At 42.9% G+C, this 22,652-nt stretch carries 18 protein-coding genes; 12 read left to right on the top strand and 6 right to left on the bottom strand.

Going from position 1 to position 22,652, the window contains the following annotated elements:
• From JMY05_RS10985 to JMY05_RS10975, 3 genes are all read left to right on the top strand, one after another.
• Positions 1–462: a thiol-disulfide oxidoreductase DCC family protein gene (locus JMY05_RS10985; RefSeq protein ID WP_045447575.1), complete on the top strand. Its 462-nt coding sequence runs from the start codon at positions 1–3 to the stop codon at positions 460–462.
• Positions 463–649: 187 nt separating this feature from the next.
• Positions 650–1,666 carry a metallophosphoesterase gene (locus tag JMY05_RS10980; protein ID WP_227678171.1) on the top strand — a complete coding sequence of 339 codons (1,017 nt, stop codon included), beginning with the start codon at positions 650–652 and terminating at the stop codon, positions 1,664–1,666.
• A 156-nt stretch (positions 1,667–1,822) separates the two neighbouring features.
• Positions 1,823–2,965, top strand: a complete 1,143-nt coding sequence (locus tag JMY05_RS10975) for a metallophosphoesterase (protein WP_201615089.1) — start codon at positions 1,823–1,825, stop codon at positions 2,963–2,965.
• Positions 2,966–3,074: 109 nt separating this feature from the next.
• On the opposite strand, the gene JMY05_RS10970 is transcribed toward JMY05_RS10975, so the two are convergent.
• The gene (locus tag JMY05_RS10970) at positions 3,075–4,478 is read right to left on the bottom strand and encodes an alpha/beta hydrolase (protein WP_045447581.1); all 1,404 of its coding nucleotides are present in this window, start codon (positions 4,476–4,478) and stop codon (positions 3,075–3,077) included.
• Between the two features lie 454 nt (positions 4,479–4,932).
• On the opposite strand from JMY05_RS10970, the gene grpE reads away from it, so the two are divergent.
• Both grpE and dnaK read left to right on the top strand, forming a co-directional pair.
• A complete protein-coding gene (grpE, locus tag JMY05_RS10965) occupies positions 4,933–5,532 on the top strand; it encodes a nucleotide exchange factor GrpE (protein WP_045447584.1) in 600 nt (199 codons plus the stop codon).
• Between the two features lie 192 nt (positions 5,533–5,724).
• A complete protein-coding gene (dnaK, locus tag JMY05_RS10960) occupies positions 5,725–7,668 on the top strand; it encodes a molecular chaperone DnaK (RefSeq protein WP_045447587.1) in 1,944 nt (647 codons plus the stop codon).
• Positions 7,669–7,776: 108 nt separating this feature from the next.
• Here dnaK and JMY05_RS10955 read toward each other — a convergent pair whose 3' ends face one another.
• Positions 7,777–8,586: a methyltransferase domain-containing protein gene (locus JMY05_RS10955; protein WP_045447590.1), complete on the bottom strand. Its 810-nt coding sequence runs from the start codon at positions 8,584–8,586 to the stop codon at positions 7,777–7,779.
• A gap of 74 nt (positions 8,587–8,660) precedes the next feature.
• Positions 8,661–9,893: an 8-amino-7-oxononanoate synthase gene (locus JMY05_RS10950; protein WP_201615087.1), complete on the bottom strand. Its 1,233-nt coding sequence runs from the start codon at positions 9,891–9,893 to the stop codon at positions 8,661–8,663.
• Positions 9,894–10,200: 307 nt separating this feature from the next.
• On the opposite strand from JMY05_RS10950, the gene JMY05_RS10945 reads away from it, so the two are divergent.
• From JMY05_RS10945 to JMY05_RS10920, 6 genes are all read left to right on the top strand, one after another.
• Positions 10,201–10,746, top strand: a complete 546-nt coding sequence (locus JMY05_RS10945; RefSeq protein ID WP_045447593.1) for a porin family protein — start codon at positions 10,201–10,203, stop codon at positions 10,744–10,746.
• Between the two features lie 111 nt (positions 10,747–10,857).
• The gene (locus JMY05_RS10940) at positions 10,858–11,400 is read left to right on the top strand and encodes a porin family protein (protein ID WP_045447596.1); all 543 of its coding nucleotides are present in this window, start codon (positions 10,858–10,860) and stop codon (positions 11,398–11,400) included.
• A gap of 209 nt (positions 11,401–11,609) precedes the next feature.
• Positions 11,610–12,158, top strand: coding sequence for a porin family protein (locus JMY05_RS10935; RefSeq protein ID WP_045447599.1), 549 nt, complete (start codon positions 11,610–11,612; stop codon positions 12,156–12,158).
• 184 nt (positions 12,159–12,342) lie between these two features.
• Entirely contained in the window at positions 12,343–12,840 is a 498-nt protein-coding gene (locus tag JMY05_RS10930) for an NfeD family protein (RefSeq protein WP_045447602.1), read from the top strand.
• Between the two features lie 15 nt (positions 12,841–12,855).
• A complete protein-coding gene (locus JMY05_RS10925) occupies positions 12,856–13,716 on the top strand; it encodes an SPFH domain-containing protein (protein ID WP_045447605.1) in 861 nt (286 codons plus the stop codon).
• Positions 13,717–13,880: 164 nt separating this feature from the next.
• Entirely contained in the window at positions 13,881–15,272 is a 1,392-nt protein-coding gene (locus tag JMY05_RS10920) for an esterase-like activity of phytase family protein (RefSeq protein ID WP_201615085.1), read from the top strand.
• Between the two features lie 278 nt (positions 15,273–15,550).
• Here JMY05_RS10920 and hemN read toward each other — a convergent pair whose 3' ends face one another.
• The gene (hemN, locus tag JMY05_RS10915; RefSeq protein WP_045447607.1) at positions 15,551–17,092 is read right to left on the bottom strand and encodes an oxygen-independent coproporphyrinogen III oxidase; all 1,542 of its coding nucleotides are present in this window, start codon (positions 17,090–17,092) and stop codon (positions 15,551–15,553) included.
• Positions 17,093–17,444: 352 nt separating this feature from the next.
• Positions 17,445–19,928, bottom strand: a complete 2,484-nt coding sequence (locus JMY05_RS10910) for a penicillin acylase family protein (protein WP_045447610.1) — start codon at positions 19,926–19,928, stop codon at positions 17,445–17,447.
• Between the two features lie 370 nt (positions 19,929–20,298).
• Between JMY05_RS10910 and JMY05_RS10905 the strand changes: the two genes are divergently transcribed.
• Positions 20,299–21,876: a YifB family Mg chelatase-like AAA ATPase gene (locus JMY05_RS10905; protein WP_201615083.1), complete on the top strand. Its 1,578-nt coding sequence runs from the start codon at positions 20,299–20,301 to the stop codon at positions 21,874–21,876.
• Positions 21,877–21,921: 45 nt separating this feature from the next.
• On the opposite strand, the gene JMY05_RS10900 is transcribed toward JMY05_RS10905, so the two are convergent.
• A complete protein-coding gene (locus JMY05_RS10900; RefSeq protein WP_045447613.1) occupies positions 21,922–22,623 on the bottom strand; it encodes a phosphoglycolate phosphatase in 702 nt (233 codons plus the stop codon).
• Between the last annotated feature and the right edge of the window lie 29 nt (positions 22,624–22,652).

Genomic DNA, 22,652 nt, shown 5'->3' with positions numbered 1-22,652 from the left:
ATGATTATCCAAAATCATATCAACAGTTATAGAGAGCAAGCGAATTTGTCCATTACCATGTACTACGATGATGCGTGCGTGATATGCAGCACCGAGGCGCATAATATGAAAAAACGTCAACCGGAAAAGATACACTTAGTTCCTGTAGACGAGGGGGTTGATGAGTTGGCCGCCGCAGGATTTAGCCGTAAGGATGCGATGACTTATATGTGTATGCAAGACAGCTACGGCAATTGGTATACGCACATGGATGCCGTACGACTGCTCTACAGAACGGGCGGCGTTAAATGGTCACCGTTGTTGTTTTTGCCAGTAGTCAAACAACTTGGCGACTTGGCTTATCCTTATGTCGCGCGCAATCGCTATAGAATTCCGAACTGGGTGACCAAGTTGGTTTATGGCAAAGCAGTGATGCAAGATTGCGCTAATGGCGTTTGCAAAATAGCACCAGATAAACGTTAAAGTACGTTTAGTGGCAACCATTTAGTTTTGTGGCAACAGCACCTTGGGCGTAAAGTATATGAAGTTTTCGTGGAAAAAAGGAGGCTATATCCAGAGCATCAAATTTTTCACGTAAGATAGCGTTATCTCTATCTGATTAGACCTTACTATGTGGTTCTTCATCGTTTTTACTCAGTTGCTAGCTGTTATGACCACCGTTCTTATTTACTGGTTAATAAAGCCAAAAACGACTGCCGCCAAAGCTGTGCTGATAGCTGCTGTCTTTATTATTAATAATAGTGCTCTCATTTATGGCTTGACTGAGTTTTGGGGTGAGCGCTTTCATGTTTATCTGGTCGTTAGTATTTTGCAAGGTTTTATGTTTTATGCTGGTTTGATAACTTCTGTAGTTGCGCTCATTGTCTATCGGCTCTTTAAACAAAAATCTCGTCCAATACTCTTGCGTACCTTTGCCATTACAGTTTATGTCGCCATTGTTAGCTTAGCGGTATTTAATGCTTATTCGCCCGTCGTACATCGTCTAACTGTTACGATTGACAAACCGCTGGCTAAACCAATGGATATCGCGCTTGTCTCTGATACGCATTTGGGTAGATGGTTTGGTAATCGGCAGATAAAGAAAATGATTGACCTTATCAATGCGCAACATCCCGATGTCGTGGTTATCGCTGGTGACATTATGAATGACAATACCATTGCTTACGATAATACCAATATGCATGAGCAGCTATCAAAGCTAAAGGCACCGCTTGGCGTCTACGCGACTTTAGGCAATCACGATTATTTCGGTTATGACCAACAGATCACACAGGCGGTGGAAGAGGCTGGCATCAAAGCGCTTGATAATGAGAGTGTGCTATTAGATGATTCAGTATGGCTGGTGGGGCGTTCTAATGACATCGATCGTACCAGACTGTCAGCAGATGAGTTATTGACACAAGTAGAGACAGAAAAACCAGTGATATTTTTGGAACATCGTCCTAGCGCCCTGCCAGTCGATTTGCATCTGTCTGGGCATACCCATGGCGGGCAGATATTTCCGTTAACGATATTGATGGATTGGTTGACACCACTAAACTATGGCAGCAAAAAAATAGCCGATACGCAGTTTTTGGTGACCTCTGGTTATGGTATCGGTCCCGTACCATTTAGACTGGGTACGCGTTCTGAGATTTGGATAATCACGTTGCAGTCTGGTGTATGAGCCATTTAAATAAACAGTGTTATCCCTATGATAAAGCCTCTACCATATCTAAATAGTAGAGGTTTTTATTTGCTGTTAGGCTGGCTAATAGCTACTTTGCTCGTCTTGTCAGCTGAAAATACACTGCATTTACGCCATCATACTCAAGGATTTTTCATGCGCTACGCATTTTTTATCACCATTTTTGTGCTATTGCAGCTGTTTAGTGTCGGTGCAGCTCTAAGCGTGCAATGGTGGTTACAGCCTTGGCAGACAGCAGATTTGCAAACTTCGGTATGGGTTATTGTATTCGTTATTACCAACGGTTTGCTGCTACTCAGTGTCAATAGAGCATTTAAAAATAGCTATCGCTGGATCAGTGGTTGGATGTTAGTCATGCACTTTATGCTATTGACGGCTTTAGTTACCAGCCTATTTTATGGTGGCTATTGGTTAATCACATCGCTAACTGGTGATGCGCTCGCTAAAACGGCTACCGTCGATTTTGGGTTGCGCATATTGGCATTGGCAATATTTATCGGGTTATTTGTTTACGCCTTATATAGTGCTTATGCGCCTGTGGTACGTGAGTTATCTATTAATATTGATAAACCTTTGGCTAAGCCATTACGTATTGCGGTCGCTAGCGACTTACATATCGGACGATTGTTTGGTAGCGGTGCAATAGATAGGCTGCATCATCTTATTGTGCAGCATAAAGCAGAGATACTGCTGATGCCGGGCGATATCATGGATGATAATACGCAAGCATTTACTGATTATAATATGGCAAAAAACTTGGCGGAGTTATGCGAAAGCCTGCCGTATGGTGTCTATGCGACATTGGGCAATCATGATTTATACGGGCATGAGCAGCCGATTGCCCAAGCGTTGCGTGCTGCTGGCGTGCAGTTGTTAAATGACGAAGTAATCGGTATCGAGCATGAAGGTCAACCAATCTGGCTGGTTGGGCGTTTTGATAACCATAAAAGACAGCGGGTAGCCACAACCGATCTACTGGCTCAAGTTGATACTACACAGCCAGTGATACTGCTAGATCACAGACCAAGTGATATTGCTGAGCACAGTCAAATGCCGATTGATTTACAGCTCTCAGGGCATACTCATAACGGTCAAATATTCCCCGCCAACTTCATTGTCAAAGCCATTAACCGCTTGGGCTATGGCTATGAGGTCATCAATGACAGTCACTTCGTGGTGTCATCTGGTTACGGCTTTTGGGGCATTCCGTTTCGACTGGGCTCGCGCTCAGAGATTTGGCTGATCACTATGAATGGTCATGTTGAAGATAACGTTTAAGAAAGTCATATTTAAGAAAACAATGCTTAAAAAAGTAACGTTTAAATAGTGGCAGCACCATTCTATTTTATAAATGAACCAGCACTTTCTTATACAACTGTGTTGATAACTATGCCGCTAATTGTGACTGGGTATTGATAACGTCACGCACAAAGCTCGCAAACCCTTTAATAATATCGTCTGTTGCTTGTCCGATACCTTGATGAATACTCATAAAATGAATAAAACCATGCGGCGCACCAAGAATGGTATGAGTCTCGACTGCTACACCATGCACCTTTAATTGCTTTGCATAAGCAAATGCTTCATCACGTAATACGTCTAATTCTGCGGCGACAATGTAAGTCGGGCATACTTTACTATTGTCACCAAGCATCGGACAGTTAAGGATATGCTGGCGTGGCAAGGGGCTGTTATCTAAACAAGCAGAATCAAATACAGCCACATCGGCATGATCCAATAATAATCCCTCGCCATATAACTCCCAACTTGGATAATCCGTTTCGATATCCGTCACAGGATATAAAGGCATTTGTGCAAGCGGCTTTGGTAAGCGCTCTAATAAATCGAACATTTTTTGACCTGCACTGCCCAGATCTGACCATGCGATTTGCGAGGGCGCAGTGAGTTGTTGAGCAATCAAAGTGGACAATCCGCCGCCAGCACTATCGCCTGCTAGCACGATTCGCGAGGGTAAAGCGCCTAAGGTATGGCAATGCTCAGCCAGCCAAGCATAGGCAGTGATACAGTCTTTTAATGCCGCTGGTGATGGATGCTCAGGTGCTAAGCGATAATCAACACTGACTATCGGCCAGCCCGTCTGCTCACAAACCGCGTGGCAAAATTCATGATGGGTATTGACATCACCAATACAAAATCCACCCCCATGAAAATATAACAGCACTGTTTCATCAGAATTATGAGTATCCGCTTTTTTGAACCCTAAGCCATGAGAGCTCGCGTCTGATTGATAACAGCGAATGGTCATATCGCCATCATCAGCGTTGGCAATCACTTTGTCTTCCCAATGCACAAGTTTCTGATTTTTTTTCGTAAATCGCTTCATGTTGCCGATGACATTGTCACTTGTTTGCTGCCATACGTACGGCGCTTGCATCGCCACGGCGTCAGCGGCGAACCTTTCGCGCAGCTCATGCATTGGTGTCAGCTCAAGAGGCGTTTTAAGCTTACTATTCACCGCGAGAATCAAACGCAGGTGAGCATCGGCGTGCAGATATTGTTTTGAGGTAGGTCCTTTCAAATAACCAACCAAGCTCTCTAATAGTGGCGTTGGCAGATAGCCGACTCCTTTCATGGCATAGTGCAAGGTATGCGGCTGGCAAGTCGTCAACGGGTTATAGCTAAGTACTTTTTGTTTGACGGTCAAACGACTCTCTTGAGTGCCATTTTCTTCTCTTATACCCTTATCTATACGATCTGTTGATGCGAGCTTTATCGTCATCAGCGCTTTATTTAATAGCGCGTTGATTGATAACACGGTTGATTTAGACATAACACTTCTCGTTAAGGATTGTCAGTATGCGTTGTCATATATGAGCGTTCACTTTGACATGAGCCATACTATTTGTAGCAATAATAGAGTAATCAAAAATAAAGTTGAGTATTGTTTGGTAATGGCTTATGTACCAATGGTAAGTTTTTTGGAATAAGTACTGCTTTCTTGTAGCTTGTGTTAACGAACATGGGTAGCCATTTACCACCTATAAAATTATGTTTTGAGCACTTTAGTCCAGATTTAGGCAATATTTGTTGTAAATTAGAAAAATTCCCTTGGCTTAGGCTTGAAATTTACCTTCATCACCTTTATCAAACAGCTAGTAGAAGGTACTCATAAAAACAATGTGTAAGACGGGTTAATTACTTAATAAGAGCATAGTATCCCTAGCAAATAGTGAACTTGTTGCCTCTTATATAAATTGTCATCATTAAAATTCTAAGGAGCTATCATGAGCGAGCAAAATACCAACCACGAATCGCCTGAGCAAAATGTGGCGCATGACAATATTGAACACAGTGACAGTATTTTAGAAGAAACTATGAAAGAGTTTGATCCAAAGCATAACTCAGGTGAAGAGATGACCATCGAAAATGAAATCGATCTCGACACCTTTAAAGCGCGTATCGCTGAGCTAGAAGGTGAAGTAAAGCAAGCTAAAGAAGTCACCGCCCGTGCCAATGCCGAAGCTTACAATGCACAAAAACGCATGGAGCAAGAGGCGGATAAGAGCAAGCGTTTTGCCTTGCAGAAATTTGCCAAAGAGCTATTAGAAGTGGTCGATAATTTAGAACGCGCCATCGAAAGCGCCCATGCCGATGACCCTGTTACAGAAGGGGTGAGACTGACGCACAAAGCGTTATTGGACGTATTAAATAAGAACGGCGTCGAAATGGTTGACCCACAAGGCGAGAAATTCAACGCGGATTTGCATGAAGCGGTGGGTATCGATGAAGAAGCAGAGGCTGATACTGTCGGTACTGTATTACAAAAAGGTTATAGCTTGAACGGTCGTTTATTACGCCCAGCCATGGTACGTGTTGGGCAGTAGAACTAAAAATTGGATTTTTAGTGTGCTAAACCCTACCGTTATTAAGGGTTTTCACAAAAAGTCACACGAAAGACAAATTTTGCATGATGATTGACTTGAAAAAATCCATAAGTAAACCGATATATATAGCAACAAGAGATTAACCACGGTCTGAATAGATAAATACTTAAAACAAATTAGGAGCAAATAATTATGGGTAAAGTAATTGGTATTGATTTAGGTACGACTAACTCGTGTGTCGCAGTGATGGAAGGTGACAAAGTCAAAGTCATCGAAAATGCTGAAGGTACTCGTACAACGCCATCTATCGTTGCTTATAAAAACGATGAAATTTTGGTGGGTCAGTCAGCCAAACGTCAAGCGGTCACCAATCCAAACAATACGTTGTTTGCGATTAAGCGTTTGATTGGTCGTCGTTTTGATGACAAAGTCGTGCAAAAAGACATCGGCATGGTACCTTACAAAATCGCCAAAGCGGATAACGGTGATGCATGGGTAGAAATTAACGGTAAAAAATTAGCACCACCACAGGTTTCTGCTGAAATCTTGAAAAAAATGAAAAAAACAGCAGAAGACTATCTTGGTGAAACTGTTACTGAAGCGGTTGTAACGGTACCAGCTTATTTTAATGACTCACAACGTCAAGCAACAAAAGACGCGGGTAAAATTGCGGGTCTTGATGTAAAACGTATCATCAACGAACCAACAGCTGCGGCTCTTGCCTATGGTATGGATAAGAAGCAAGGCGATAGCACGGTTGCTGTTTATGACTTGGGTGGTGGTACTTTTGACGTATCAATCATCGAAATCGCTGACGTTGATGGCGAGCAGCAGTTTGAAGTTTTAGCAACCAATGGTGATACATTCCTTGGTGGTGAAGACTTTGACTCAGCATTGATTGATTATTTGGTTGATGAGTTCAAAAAAGACCAAGATGTCAACTTGAAAGGTGACTCATTGGCGATGCAGCGTCTAAAAGAAGCGGCAGAAAAAGCGAAAATTGAGTTATCAAGTGCCCAAAGTACTGAAGTGAACTTGCCTTATATTACTGCAGACAGCAATGGTCCTAAGCATTTGGTGGTCACTATCAGTCGCTCAAAACTTGAGAGCTTAACTGAAGAGTTGGTACAACGTACCATGGGTCCTTGTAAGATTGCGCTTGAAGATGCTGGCATAAAAATTGGTGACATCGATGATGTTATCTTAGTTGGTGGTCAGACTCGTATGCCACTGGTACAGCAAAAAGTACAAGAGTTCTTCGGTCAGGAGCCACGTAAAGATGTGAACCCTGATGAAGCAGTAGCGGCAGGGGCTGCGATTCAAGGCGCGGTATTGTCTGGTGAAAAAACAGACGTATTGTTACTTGATGTGACGCCACTAACGCTTGGTATCGAAACGATGGGTGGTGTCATGACACCAGTTATTGAGAAAAACACCATGATTCCTACTAAGAAATCACAGGTATTCTCAACGGCTGAAGACAACCAACCAGCTGTGACCATCCAGGTTTATCAAGGTGAGCGTAAAATCGCTAACCAAAATAAACAGCTTGGTCGTTTTGATTTGACGGATATTCCACCAGCACCACGTGGTCTACCGCAAATTGAAGTTACTTTTGACATCAATGCTGACGGTATCATGAATATCTCAGCAACTGACAAAGGTACGGGTAAAGCGCAAAGCATCCAGATCAAAGCAGATTCTGGCTTGACGGATGAAGAAATCGAGCAAATGGTTCGTGATGCAGAAGCCAATGCGGCTGAAGACGAAAAATTCGCTAACTTAGCGCAAGTTCGTAACGAAGCAGATGGTCGTATTCATGCGGTACAAAAAGCGTTGAAAGACGCTGAAGATAAAGTAACTGCTGAAGAAAAATCAACAGTAGAAGCTGCTATCTCTGAGCTTGAAGCGGTAATGAAAGAAGATGATCATGATGACATCAAAGCCAAGCTTGAAGCATTAGACAATGCCTTCTTGCCAGTTAGTCAGAAGATTTATGCTGATGCAGGCGCAGGTAGCGAGGGCATGGATCCAAGCCAGTTCCAACAAGGCGCGGACAATGCAGCAGATAGCAACCAAGCTGATGATGACGTCGTTGATGCTGAGTTTACTGAAGTAGACGAAGACAAAAAATAATTGTGATTTAGTAACTAAACGCAGTTAAAACAAAAAACGCATCCTTCGGGGTGCGTTTTTTTATGGCTGTTATTTATAAGAAATATACTACCAGTCTATATCTTGTCTTCACGATTTAAAGGCACTCACTATCAGTACTTCATAAGTCAAATGAACGATAGGTTGACCGTCGTCATCTTGCGCCGAAAAATGTTGCCAATAATCAGACTCAAACTGTTGCAAGCGTGCCTTGGTCCACATAAAGGGCTGGGTGCTGTTGGCTTTTACTTGCGCCTGATTGGTCGATACGCCCGTCAACTTCATATGTTTTAGGATAGCGTAAGGACTGGCAAACGGTAACTCGAAACGCTGAGTGGACAGTTCAATTTTCTCAAAACCCGCACTGATCAGTGCCAATCGCCACTCAATGATATCGGGATAGTGAAGACCCTGATCCGTTAGAGTCTTTATTTGCAAAAAGTTATTTGGCGTAAAAGTGTTAAACAGCAGTTGACCTCCGGCTCGCAAAAGCATTGCTGATTGCGCAATAAAGTTTAAGGGGTCATCAAACCACTGCACTGCATTGGCACTGATTATTAAGCTATGCTCACCCTCAAAGTCCATCGTTTCAGCATCGCCAATTGCTATGTCAGCATTGGGCAATATGGATTGTAAAGTAGCCGCTTGTTCAGCGCATAATTCATTGATCAGCCAATATTGACTTTGAATGTGTGCTGCTAGTAGACGGGTCATTTGACCAGTTCCTGCACCGACTTCAAGCACATTGTCGTGTTCAGTGTGAGTGAGTTTGTCTATTAAACATTGACAGACTTGCTGCTGAACATTGGCATGCTGGTCATAGTCGCTGGCATTGGCAAAATGACGAGCGATGGTTTGTTTTCTGGGGCTAAAGTTATCAGGCGTGGCGAGTGTTTTCATACGGTTTATTATATCCAAGTGAGCCAATTATCAATCGATAGCAGGACTGACGTCGCTGATGTATAACAACAGATTTATAATTGTTGTATCAATTGTTCGCAGTCTTCATCTGTCAGCTGGGCATTCATCACCAAACGGATACGAGCGGTGTTTGCAGGCACAGTGGGTGGCCTGATAGGCAGGGCGTAAAAACCTGCTGCTTGCAATTGTTGTGCTTTGGCAAGCGTGCTGGCATTGTCGCCCAAGATGTAAGGTACAATGGGTGATTCATAGTGTGGATGCTGGATGTTCTGGGACACACGGTATCTTGGCTCGATGGCTTGACTAAGCTTGGTAGACAACCGCGCTAAATGCGCCCGTTGATTATTTAACATTGGCATTTTTGCTAAAATAAATCGCGTCCATGCGTGATTGATAGGGGGTAATGCAGTACTAAAAATTAGTGGACGCATGCGGTTAATTAGCCATTGCTTGACGACATCATCGCACATGATATAAGCACCCACCGAGGCAAACGCTTTACCGAAAGTACCGACCAAATAGTCAATATCAGCCAATGTCTGCGTTTCTTCCGCTAGTCCCAAGCCTGTATCACCTAATACACCGATGGCATGAGCCTCATCGACATACAGTTCGATACGAGCATCGCTAGCTTTTAATTGTACCAGCTGACATAAATCCGCACGATCACCATCCATACTAAAGATGCTCTCAGTGACAATAATGATGCGCTCAATGTCTGGCGCTGCTTTCTCAATAAACGTCGCCAAGTGTTCATAATCATTGTGACGATAACGACGATAGCTGACAAGTTTGCTTTGGCTCAAACGCAACCCATCGATAATGCTGGCATGTACCAGTTTGTCAGCCAGAATAAGTGTTTTGACTGGCAAGGCTGTGAGGGCTGGCAATATACCAAGATTGGCATGATAGCCGCTATTCAATACCAATACCGATTTTGAGGCAGGTATATCACGTTTGCCGACAGCGGTTTGATACCATTCCTGCAGCTCAGACTCTAGCGCTTGTAGCTGTGCATCATTTCCAGTGAGCAAGCGTGAGGACGTCGCACTCATTTTAGGTATTTGTGCGACTGATAGCAGTGTTAGTTGACTGAGAAATTCGTTTTGTAATTCGGTGTCGCCGCCTAAGCCCAGATAATCGTTACTGGCGATATTTAGTAAGGTTTTACCTTCGCTAATAACGTATCGCCCATGATGTTGGAGATTGGGTAATTGACGGTATTGTTGGGTGGCTTTGAGTGCTGTAAGTGCTTCTTGCAGGTGGCTAGTTATACGTCTGGTCATTATTTTTACCTTAAAATATTCGGTATCTCTTATTGTTTTATGCTTATTTCTGCTAGAAAGGCGATGAAATGAGTAGCGATTATTGCATAAACTCAGTGGTTGTAACAAAAGATTTCATATCTTTGCCTTTGTAACCCAAGCACTGATAAATACTTGCAAATCTTAACTCTCATACCATCAAACACTGACAGACGACTTGAAATAGTTTGTTACTATATACCCATCGTTAGCAAACAAGGCGATAGGGCTATAAAAGCCAATATAAATAGATAACTTGTTTGTCCAAATTGATTTTAAGGAGCTAATAATGAAAACTCTACAAAAAACGCTACTTGCACTAGCAGCTGGTTCTTTGTTAACTGTTGGCGCACAGGCCGCTACTTCTTATAGCAACGGTTACACTGGTCAGCCGTATGTCGGCGTCAAAGTCGGTCAGTTTGATCTAGATATCGACAATGCAGATGATCCAACTGCTTATGGTGTCTACGGTGGTTATAACTTCGATCAAAACTTCGGTGTCGAAGCAGAGTATGTAGGTTCAGATGATGCAGATTACAGAAACGGTGATCTTGATGCCAAAACTTATGGCGCGTACGGTACTGCACGCTACCAGTTCCCAAACACTGGTTTATATGCCAAAGGTAAGCTAGGGGTTGCTAAAACTGAAGTAGAAGGTGATTACACCGTTGGTCCAGCTAAAGTTTCGAGATCTAGCAGCGACACAGGTCTTGCTGGTGGTGTAGGTCTTGGTTACTCAGTGAATCCTAACTTTGGTGTCGAAGCTGAATACTCAATGATGGACAGTGATGTCGATGCCAAGCTACTTACTGTTGGCGCTCAGTTGAAGTTCTAAAGCCAAAACGATTTATCAGCTGAACGAGTGAGAGAAGATGGCAATAATAATCTTTTCTCATCCAGATACTTTATAGACAAATAATTAAAAATATAACCCTAGGGGAATACTATGAAAACTTTACAAAAAACGTTACTTGCATTAGCAGCTGGTTCTTTATTAAGCATGGGTGCACAAGCTGCCGTATCTTATGGCAACGGTTACACTGGTCAGCCATACGTTGGTGTAAAAGTCGGTCAATTTGACTTAGATGTAAACGGCGCTGACAAGCCAACCGCTTATGGTGTCTATGGTGGTTACAACTTTGATCCTAACTTTGGTATCGAAGCAGAATATGTAGGTTCAGGCGATGCCGATTATTATAACGGTGATATCGATGCCAAGAGCTATGGCGCGTATGGTACTTATCGTTATCAGTTCCCAAATACTGCGCTATATGCCAAAGGTAAGCTAGGTGTTGCTAAGACTGAAATCGAAGGTAACTATATCGTTGAAGACTCTAATAGAAAAACCATTTCTAACGATGATACCAGCCTTGCAGGTGGTGTAGGCCTTGGTTATTCGGTTAACCCAAACTTCAGTGTTGAAGCTGAATATGACATGTTAGGTAGCGACGCAGATCTAATGACTGTTGGTGCTCAGCTAAAATTCTAAGTTTTCGATTAGCAGTATGATAACTAAAAAACGCACCCTTCGAGGTGCGTTTTTTTGTACGATAAAAAGCACTGTAAGCGTCATTAAAAAAGAGTGCATTTGAAATAAGGTTCTGTTAATATCTCGAATTCGACAATAGTTCAGCTAACTTATATGCTCTGTTATTTTCATTCAGATGGTATTTTTAGTTTTATTTAACAGGAAGATATATGAATACTTTACAAAAAGCTTTAATCGCCCTATCAGTTGGCTCTTTATTGAGTGTCAGCGCGCAAGCGGCAGTTAACTATGCAGGTCAGCCGTATGTTGGTGTAAAAGCTGGTAAGTTCATGGTAGATGCTGATGATCTAGATGATCCTACTGCTTATGGTATTTATGCTGGTTATAACTTTGATCCTAACTTTGGTGCTGAAATTGAATATGTAGGCTCTAGTGACACTGATGTTGATACAGGTACCAGACTTCTTAAGGGTGAATATGACCTTAAAACTTATGGTGCTTACGGTACTTACCGTTATCAATTCCCTAATACTGGTTTATATGCCAAAGGTAAGTTAGGATTTGCTAAAGCTGAGATTGATGCGTCTTTAAGTGACGTACTTGGAAACACTGTTAGTGAAAGCGATAGCGATAGTGGTGTTGCTGGTGGTATTGGTTTGGGTTATAACTTTAATCCTAGCATGAGCGTTGAAGCTGAATATGATTATGTCGCTGAAGATATTACTCTATTGACTTTAGGTGCTCACATTAAGTTTTAATAAGTTGATTAAAGAAGAAAGAAACGATCGCCTTGGCGGTCGTTTTTTTATGCTCTAAGTTTTAGTATGTGTTTCTCATATTTTTCGAAGTATACACATCATATATTGATGATTTTTAAGAAATTATTAATACCAAAAATGTGCTACATTAAAAGTTAGAATGATAAAGATAGGGAATGTAGTGATGATGGATATGCTGTGGATGATTGAACCTTGGCATTGGTTAGTCTTAGGTTTTATATTGCTGATCATTGAGATGTTTGTGCCGACATTCGCCAGCCTTTGGTTTGGTGCCGCTGCCATCATCGTTGCCGCGCTTTCGTGGCTATTGTCTATTTCTGTCTCTGTGCAAATTATTATTTGGTTGGTGCTTTCTGCCATATTCTTGTTGGCATGGTTCAAGTTTATTAAACCCTTATCAGTAGATCGCACCAAAGCAGGCTTGGGTGGTAGTGTTATCGTTGGTGAAACTGGCATGATTATCGTCCAGCCACAGCCAGATAGAGCGGGCACCGTCAGATTCAGTGTTCCTATTGTTGGGGCAGCGGAGTGGATGTGTCGCACTACGGGTGAGCCGGTGGCGGTCGGCGATCGAGTGGTGGTGACCGATATTGTCGGTAATGAGCTGATTGTGAGCAGTATGAAATCGCAGGCAGCGATTAATAAAGAGATGCAATTATAATAATAAGGATGAATTATGGAAAGCTTCAGCATTGTCATGGTGGTTTTGGTTGCACTGGTTGTCTTTACGGTTTTCAAAGGCGTTCGAATCGTGCCACAAGGTTATAAGTGGGTGGTGCAGCGATTGGGCAAATATAGCCAAACACTAGAGCCGGGTCTCAACCTTATTATTCCTTTCGTTGATGATGTCGCTTATAAAGTGACGACCAAAGACATTGTTCTTGATATTCCCTCACAAGAGGTCATTACGCGAGACAACGTTGTTATTATTGCCAACGCTGTGGCTTATATCAATATCGTGCGCCCAGATAAGGCTGTTTATGGTATTGAAGATTATGAATATGGTATTCGTAATTTGGTGCAGACGTCACTACGTTCAATTATCGGTGAGATGGATCTTGATAGTGCATTGTCTAGCCGTGATGAAATCAAAATGAAGCTAAAGCATGCAATATCAGAAGATATTGCGGACTGGGGTATCACCCTAAAGACAGTAGAAATTCAAGATATTAATCCATCGCAAACGATGCAAGCATCAATGGAAGAGCAGGCGGCGGCAGAGCGTCTGCGCCGTGCGACAGTGACTCGTGCTGATGGTCAAAAGCAAGCGGCTATCTTAGAGGCAGATGGACGTTTAGAGGCCTCACGTCGTGATGCCGAAGCACAAGTGGTATTGGCGAGAGGTTCTGAAGAGTCTATTCGCTTGATTACTAATGCAATGGGCGAGGAAGAGATGCCTATTGTCTACTTACTTGGTGAACAATATATTAAGGCGATTCGTGAGCTGGCAGAGTCTGACAATGCAAAAATGGTGGTATTACCTGCTGATATTTTAAGTACCATCAAAGGTATGGTGGGTGACAAGCTTAAGGTTTAATAAGTAATGTGTAGCCATGTGTTATAGCATTAACTCTTAAAATGGTCAGTGAGCTTATTGGGCGCTGGCTATTCTTTCGACTGTCAATTGTGCTGAACGCTACATCTAATAAATTACTCATATGGTTCGTTTAACAAGAATAAAATATATATCAGGGATAAAAAATGACGATACAAAATATTAATACAGAAATTATTCAAACAAAAGACTTTATCCAAGGCGCGGCACTACCTTATACCGTGCTCAATGATACGCATATCAATGCTGCGCATCCTGAGAGGAAGCTTGAGATTAGAGGGGGTGGTTTTGGCTCAGATGCAGCGGCTCATCCAACCAATGCCAATCAATTTTATGTGCTCACCGATCGCGGTCCCAATGCGGATTTCGAAGGTAGTGCAGGCAAGGGTAAACAGTTTTTAGTACCTGACTATACACCGCGCATCGGATTGTTTGAGCTACAAGCAACTGGGCAAATTATTAAGATCAAAGAGATACTACTAAAAGATGCAAATGGCAATCCTATCTCTGGGCTACCAAATCCACAAGCACTCGGCGGAACTAATGAAGTCCCTTACGATGTCGACGGCCAGCCGATGACTATGAATCCCAACCTACCTTTTGATGCAGTGACCAATCCTATCAAAAACGATATCAATGGTTTAGATCCTGAAGGTCTTGCTGCGCTCACAGATGGCAGTTTTTGGATCAGTGATGAGTATGGTCCTCATTTGGTTCATTATAATGCGCAGGGGGTGGAGATTGAGCGTATCAATGCCTTTGCGAGCGATCAGCGCAATAATGTAATGGCTAATGGTCAGCCGATTTTACTACCAGCAGAATTTACCAAACGTCGTGCAAATCGCGGTATGGAAGCATTAACGATTACTCCAGATCAGAGCACACTGGTGGGTATTATGGAGTCTTCTATGGACAACGCTGATCAGTCAGGTCGTGTCTCTAGTTTGACGCGCATCGTCACTATCAATCTATACTCTGGTCAAATAGCACAGTATTTGTATCGTCTCGATCATGCTCACCATGTAACTTCGGGTATCGTTGCGATTAATAATCACGAGTTTTATTTGATTGAACATGATCGCAAGTTTCCGCTGCAAGACCAGTCTGCGCAAAAGCTCATTTATAAAATTGACCTCTCGCAGGCGACTGATATTGAGAATATTTTAAATACAGATAATATCAAGCAAGATCATTTATTGGGTTTAACGATCAATGGACAAACGCTTGAGCAGCTTATTGCAGCCGATGAAAAAAATTGGCAATTGCTGAAGGAATTGGCAATCAAACCAGTCAAAAAAACCTTGGCAGTCGACGTTCTCGCGACTGTAGAGTATCCGCATGATAAGTTAGAAGGTTTGTGGTTGCGTCAAGACGGCTCATTGGGTTTGCTGAATGACGATGACTTTGCGATGACGGATTCAATAATTACCAACACTAAAAGCACAATCGAGCAAAAATATTTGGACAGTGAAAAAACAATAGAAGATGCAAATAGGCTATATATGGTGATGCCTTCTGAATGTGGTGATGTCTACTAAGTAGGCTAGGGCATATCCTCAATTCAATTGATCATATCTAAACGGGCTAAAAATGGCTAAATTTTGCCAAACATCGTTAAATAGCTGGTTAATATCCCGATATTATCTGCGCTATTTTCCTCGTTTGACTGCAATTTATCTCATTTTTATCACCATTTTTGAAATGAGGACACGCCCTAGAGGTATTTTTCGTCAATCATCAGCTTTATTAAACACCATAAAAAAGACCTCAAGTGAGGTCTTTTTTATGACTGCTTTTCATGTATGGAACAACTCAATCAAATAACTTTTGAGAAACGATTCTTATGTTTTTTCTCAAGATATTCATCGAATACCATGGCGACGTTACGACCTAATAATCGACCTTTTGGTAGCACGCGAATGCCAGCCGCGTCCATATCGATGAGCTTGTCTTCTTGCATGGCGCCAAGCTGTTGAATCTCATTGATAAAGTAAGTGATGGCATCGATACCAAATTTCTGATTGACGTCTTTAAAATCGATATAGTCGTGACAGAGTAGATTCATAATCACATATTCACGCAAGCGATCTTTGATGGATGTTTTGATAACTTTTACCGCAGGCATGGCAGCCGAGTTACTTTGTGCAGCATCGATGCTCGCTTGATAAACTGATAAATCTGTATCATTTTGCAAAATATAGCGGGTATTGGCATTGGCAATTTGACTGATAGAGGAGACGCCGAAGCCCAATAAATCACAATCGCCCATGATGGTATAACCTTGAAAGTTACGATGCAGTTTGCCCTCACGCTGCGCCACGGCTAATTCATCATCAGGCTTGGCGAAGTGATCAATACCGATATATTGATAGCCAGCTTCGGTCAGCGTATTGATGGTATTGCCAAGCATCGTAAGCTTGGCTGCTGGGTCTGGCAAATCGGCTTCTTTAATCTGGCGCTGGGCTTTAAAACGTTCTGGCAAGTGTGCGTAATTAAATACTGACAAGCGATCCGGCGACATCTCGATGATACGGCGTACCGTTTTATCCAAGGTTGCGGGTGTTTGATGCGGCAAACCATAAATCAGGTCGATATTGATAGAGTGAAAACCTAGATCACGCGCCTCATTTAACACATTTTCAATGAGCTCTGCTGAATGTACACGGTTGACGGCGATTTGTACCGTTTCATCGAGGTCTTGTACGCCTAAACTGACACGGTTAAAGCCAAGGTTACGCAATACTTTCAATGTCTCGCCACTCAGCTCACGTGGGTCAATTTCAATAGAGTAATCGCCTTTGTCTTCAGGTAAGAATTCAAACTGAGTTTGTAAAAACTCCCACAGTTGAACCATTTCTTCATCACGCAAAAATGTTGGCGTACCCCCACCCAAATGCAGCTGTTTAACGAGGGGTTTGTTACTACCTTCTGGGACAGATAGCAGGCGGCGTTTGTGCTTAATCTCAGCGATTAAATACTGCAAATAATCGCCTGAGTCGCTATTTTTCTTGGTGATAATTTTATTGCAAGCGCAGTAATAGCAGAGGTGACGACAGAATGGAATATGAAAATATAAAGACAGTGGCGCACGAGCTTCACGGTTCTGAAGGATCTTTGCCTCAAGACCAACAGAGATGGGTGAGAATTCTAAAGCGGTCGGATAGGAGGTATAACGTGGTCCTGAACGATTGTATTTATTAATAATAGCTTCATCAAAGGCAGGTAGCTGCTTACTCATCATACTGCCACGCGTACTGGCATAAGGACTTTCTGATTGCATAACAGGGCGTGTCGTGGTCGGTTGCTCTCCTGCACGATTGTAAGGCTGCTGAGTATTTAATTCTGAATGTTCTGTCATGCGGTACTCCTCGTTTTGACCTTGAGTATTACTGTTCTTACATCTCTAACGACCAAATATTTAAAAGCCAGTAGGTGTTTGATAGATGGTTAATAACCATAATAACTTTGTTATCAATAATAATTTTCACAGCGCTATATGGTGCTAAAGTTATAGCCATCAATAAGCACTAGTATAACAAATCCTTGTTTACAGTGGGGTGGTCGGTGAGTTTTCTTAATAATGAATCGACGATATTCAAACAGACTGCTTCCATAAAGTAAAAAAGACCTCAGCATATATCTGAGGTCTTTTTATCACTAATTTAAGTACTCATTAATTTAAGTTATCACTAATTCAAGTTACGTCAAACTTATTCTTTTAGCTGGATTTTATTGCCAACGGCTTGCTTGCTAACGTCATTAGCATTGAAGGGTAAGCGAATCCATTCTTTAGCTGAGTAGCGACGACTCTGGTCACGATGGAACGGTCGAGTAGTATCAGAAGCTTGCGAGTAACCTAATAAGGCTTCTGCTACAGGGCCAGCGCTATCAAAGGTAACGGTTTGCATATATGTTGGACCAAAATTAATGAGGTAGTTTGCGCCATCATTAGCGCTTGTGCCTCTCGTTTCTGCAACATTGAATACACCTTCACGACCAAAGCCACCATGCATAGCAATACGCTCATCGTTTTTACTAGCATCAACGATATACTGCAAGTCAGATAAAGGCGCATCAAGAGCGATATTTTTATTTTGGAAGAACTTAATGGAATCTCCTAAAGCAGTACGTGTATCCGCACTAATAATTAAACCACGAGGCGTATTGACTGGGTCTTTTGCATCAAATTTAACACTGAATATCGTATCCGTCGTTTCATTAAAATTCACATTACGCCAAAACTCTCTAAAGACATGAGCGCCTTTACTATCTAAATTATTACGACGATCCCAATTACTCAAGATATTACAAGCATTAGTTGCATCAATAGTAGAGCCACCCGTCAAAGGCATGCTAGCATTCGCTCGACAATCTGCTAATACGTCGTCGAGTACCAACTCAGCGACATAGCTGCGGTTACCATAGACGACCTCTTGCATATTGTCTAAATTGAACTTAGTACCGCCCAAGTTATCTTTATTACTGAATCGATCTTGTATTTGAACCAGTCCCATACGTGAGCGCATAAGCAATGGAACACCAGCTGCTGGACTAGCACCTAAGAAGGGGGCTAAACGACGACGTAGGAGCGGTGAAAATCCAGTCAGTGGTTGCTCTAAATTGCTTAACCAATAGCTATCATTCGAGTTAGCAACATAATCATCGCGAACCAAGAAAGGTAAGTTTGAGCGCCCAAAGATACCTGCTTGCGGTGAGTCTGTATCAACTCCCCATTCACAGGCAGCGGTACTACCATTCAGTGCTGGCAAGTCAGCGGCAATTAAAGCACCAAGAAAGGGGCCAGATGCAGCACTACTACAAGCTTCAAGCTTAGCTTTGGTCACATTTGGTACGGTTGAGATGTCAGCATAGAGTGCCTTACCATTACGGTCGGTAGCAATAGTATTAACAAACCCAAGACCAAGGACGCTTTGCATTCTATCGACTAAGTCCTCAACGCTCGTAGCCTTATTCATACTACGCCATTGATTGAGTGCTCTTGGGTTTTCAGAGGCGGCATCACGGATAGTATAAGCTAGATTATTAGCGCCCCATGCTGGTAATTGACCATTGAGTAAATTGACCGCTAACATCGGTCCATATTGTGAGACATAAATATTGTGAACCTGCGTCTGATTATTTGGTAGCTGAATAGTGACAGGAACGGTTTCGATATCACGCTGCTCAGTCACACCAGCGCTATTAGTATAATTGTATTTGAGAGGATCTCCATCAACTAAGCTAAGCTGATAAAGCGTAAAACGTTTGGCAGTGGATACGGTATGGCTCCAAGCCACGTCTTTATTAAAACCGATGTTAGGGAAAGGCTGACCTTGTTGAGCCGCACCCATCACATCCAGCTCACCTGGCATCGTTAAGTGAAATTGATAGAAGCGTTGGACGCCATCCCATGGCTCATGCGGATTACCATACATGACCCCGCTACTAGTACCAGTCACCTCCTTACCAAAGGCATAGGCATTACTACCACCACTCATCGCATTAATCGTATCCATATTGAATGCAGGTGCTGACTCTACGACAGGATTTGCGACTGGAACACTACGCATTCTTGAGCTACCCTGAACGCCAGCAATAGAGGGCGGTGCCGCTGCTACAATGGGACCGACGAAATTAGATAAGCCACCACGTAGATTGGCTTTACCGTAGACCGTCAATAAATCATCGAGAGTAATCTCGCGTACCCATTCAGCATTGGCACAAGCAGGATCGATATTAGCCACGCCTTTATCACGTAGATAACGGCTATAGCCTGCAGCATAACCTTTCACAGCATCAATGACTTCAGGGTCTTGAGCTGCTAAAAATTCAGCTTTTCGCTTGTCAGTGTTGTACCACGTATAAAAAGCATCGCTAGCCAAATTACCGTCAGCGCCTAGATACAGCATACTCTGACCGCTAGCGACTACAACTTCACGCGCTAGTGAGCAGAAATTATCTTCTGCGAATGCATAACCGACGCCATAACCCAGACCTTTGTAATCCTTTGCGGTGATGTGCGGTATACCGAACTCAGTGCGCTGAATATCGGCTTCATAATTAGTGGAAGGGGATATGACATCATCGTCATTGAAACTATTGTCGCTGTCTGAGCAGCCGAATAGTCCTAAGGATACTGCTACTGTCAGTAGCGTGAGTGTGGGCACACGCCGATTATGCATCTTTATGCTCATAAGTTTATCCGTCCATGGTAGTAGGTATTATATAAAGTAGGTGTTATATAACTCTGCAGCAAAAAGCCGCCAGCAAACTTTATATGATCAATAAAATCCTTTTATTGCCAATACTCTTGCTAATCTTTAATGCTTTGTAGCGCGATTAAAATTACCCAATACTTTAATAACATGGTTAACAGGCGTGAGAACCTTTGGATAATCTTTGGAGCAGCATAGCCGAATAAGACTGAGCGAAAGAGCATCCGTTTATCATATAACAACTGTTGATAATTATGCTAGTAAATAAAATGAGACAAGGAAACACGACATTTGCGCACTGATACATAATACTCTATTATCATTTATTCCCTATATTAGGAAAATGCTGATGTCGTTTGCCCAAGTCTATACCCGTTCAGTCGTCGGACTGCATGCGCCCAAGGTCATTATTGAGGTGCATCTGTCACAAGGGTTGCCAGCATTGACCATCGTCGGTTTGCCGGAGGCGGCGGTACGTGAGAGCAAAGACCGTGTACGCTCTGCGATTCTGAACTCTGGCTTTCAATTTCCTAATCGTCGTCTTACTATCAATTTAGCCCCCGCTGATTTGCCTAAAGATGGTGCACGTCTTGATTTACCGATTGCCATCGGAATCTTGGCAGCCAGTGATCAATTGGATCCAGAAGTATTATCAGGGTTTGAGTTTATCGGGGAGTTAGCGCTCAATGGGAATTTACGGCAAGTGACAGGCAGCTTAGCGGTGGCACGAGCGATCAAAGCTGAGGCGCTGGCGTCCAAAGTATTGCAGGTGGCAAATATCACTAAACAAGAGCTGATCGAGCCACGGCAAAAACCACAAACACCGCAGCTTATCGTACCGATTGATAATGGTGCTGAGGCTAGCCGTGTGGATGGCGTGACGATACTAGCCGCGCAAAGCTTAAAGACAGTTTGTGACCACTTACAGTCGTTAGCGAATCCAAGCGCAGCCTATGAATCTTTGGACGTTGTACAACCGAGTCCAGCACAGCAGCATGTTGGCTATCAAGTGGATTTGGCTGATGTCAAAGGACAGCATCATGCACGGCGCGCGCTAGAGATTGCCGCTGCTGGTGGTCATTCGCTGTTATTTACAGGGCCACCCGGCTCAGGCAAGACGTTAATGGCGTCACGGCTGCCGACCATATTGCCGGATTTAAGTGATGAAGATGCATTAGAGGTTGCCAGCACTTATTCAGTGGCAGACAGCGATTACGATTATGGGACAAGACCATTTAGGCAGGTTCATCACACTATATCAGCCGTGGCTTTGGTGGGTGGTGGCTCACGACCAAAACCGGGTGAAATTACCCTTGCCAATAAAGGCGTATTATTCCTTGACGAATTGCCAGAGTTTGATCGGAGTGTGCTTGAGGTATTGCGTCAGCCATTAGAAGCCAAGCAAATCACTATTAGCCGTGCCAATTCGCAGATGACTTTTCCTGCAAATTTCCAATTGGTCGCTGCCATGAATCCATGTCCATGCGGCTATGATGGCGATACCTCAGGGCGTTGTCGCTGCCGACCTGAACAGATTAAACGTTACCAAGATAAACTATCAGGTCCATTGCTTGATCGCATTGATTTGCATATCACTGTACCTGCGCTGCCAATTGCCGACTTGCAAAACGCTCAAGCTGGCGAAACCTCCGAACAAGTGCGCGTTCGAGTCATTGCTGCACATAAACATCAGATGCAGCGGCAACAAAAGGTCAATAATGAGCTTAGCCCTAGCGAGATTGATAAATATATCCAACTAGGAGAGGGTGAACAGCAACTATTACAGCTCGCTCAGCAGCGTCTGAATTTATCGGCACGCGGTTATCATCGCGTATTGCGAGTGGCACGTACCATTGCTGATTTGGCTGACAGTATCGATATTACAAGCGCTCATGTGTCTGAGGCGCTCAGTTATCGGAGCAAATAATAATTTCAAAGAATGGCTTAAATGAATCATTCGAATGTTCAAATTTTAGCTGTCTATCTTATAATTTTTGAAAATATATTCTACTAATGCCGCAAAATTATCAAAGGCTTCGGTAGGGTTTAGCTCACAAATATCTTGTCCATAATTATAACCATAAGACAGCCCGAAAGTATCCATATTAGCATTTTGTCCGGCTAAGATATCGTTTCTAGAATCGCCAATCATCACAGCTTGTTCTGGAGTGACGTTTAACGCTTTACAGACATGCAGTAGCGGTGCTGGATCAGGCTTTTTAGTTGAGAGACTATCACCGCCTAATACTTCACTGAATAAGTCCTGCCAGCCAAAGGATTGCAATATTTTCGGTACAAAACGAATCGGTTTATTGGTCACTAAGGCCAGCGTAAATCCTGCTGCTTTTAGCTTTTTTAGTCCGCTATCGACATCTGGGTAAGCAACGGTTTTGCTACCACTGAGATTTTTGTAAGCCTCAAAAAACAGGTGCTCTGCGTGATTGGCTTCCTCGACCGTAAACTCGCCTTCTAACACGTCTACCTTACCTACTAGTGCGCGCTCTACCAGCAATCTTGAGCCGTTACCTATCCAGTTTCGTATGGCCTCGATAGGGTACGTCTCTTTGCCCAGAGTGGTCAACATCGCATTGGTCGCATCAGCCAAATCTGGCACACTATCAATGAGCGTGCCATCAAAATCAAAAATCAAAAGTTGCTTAATACCTACAGTCATTATTACTTACCCACGCTATCAATTTTATA

It is taken from the genome of Psychrobacter sp. JCM 18902 (assembly GCF_904846615.1).
Lineage (GTDB): Bacteria > Pseudomonadota > Gammaproteobacteria > Pseudomonadales > Moraxellaceae > Psychrobacter.
This window is presented reverse-complemented; position numbering and strand designations above follow the sequence as displayed.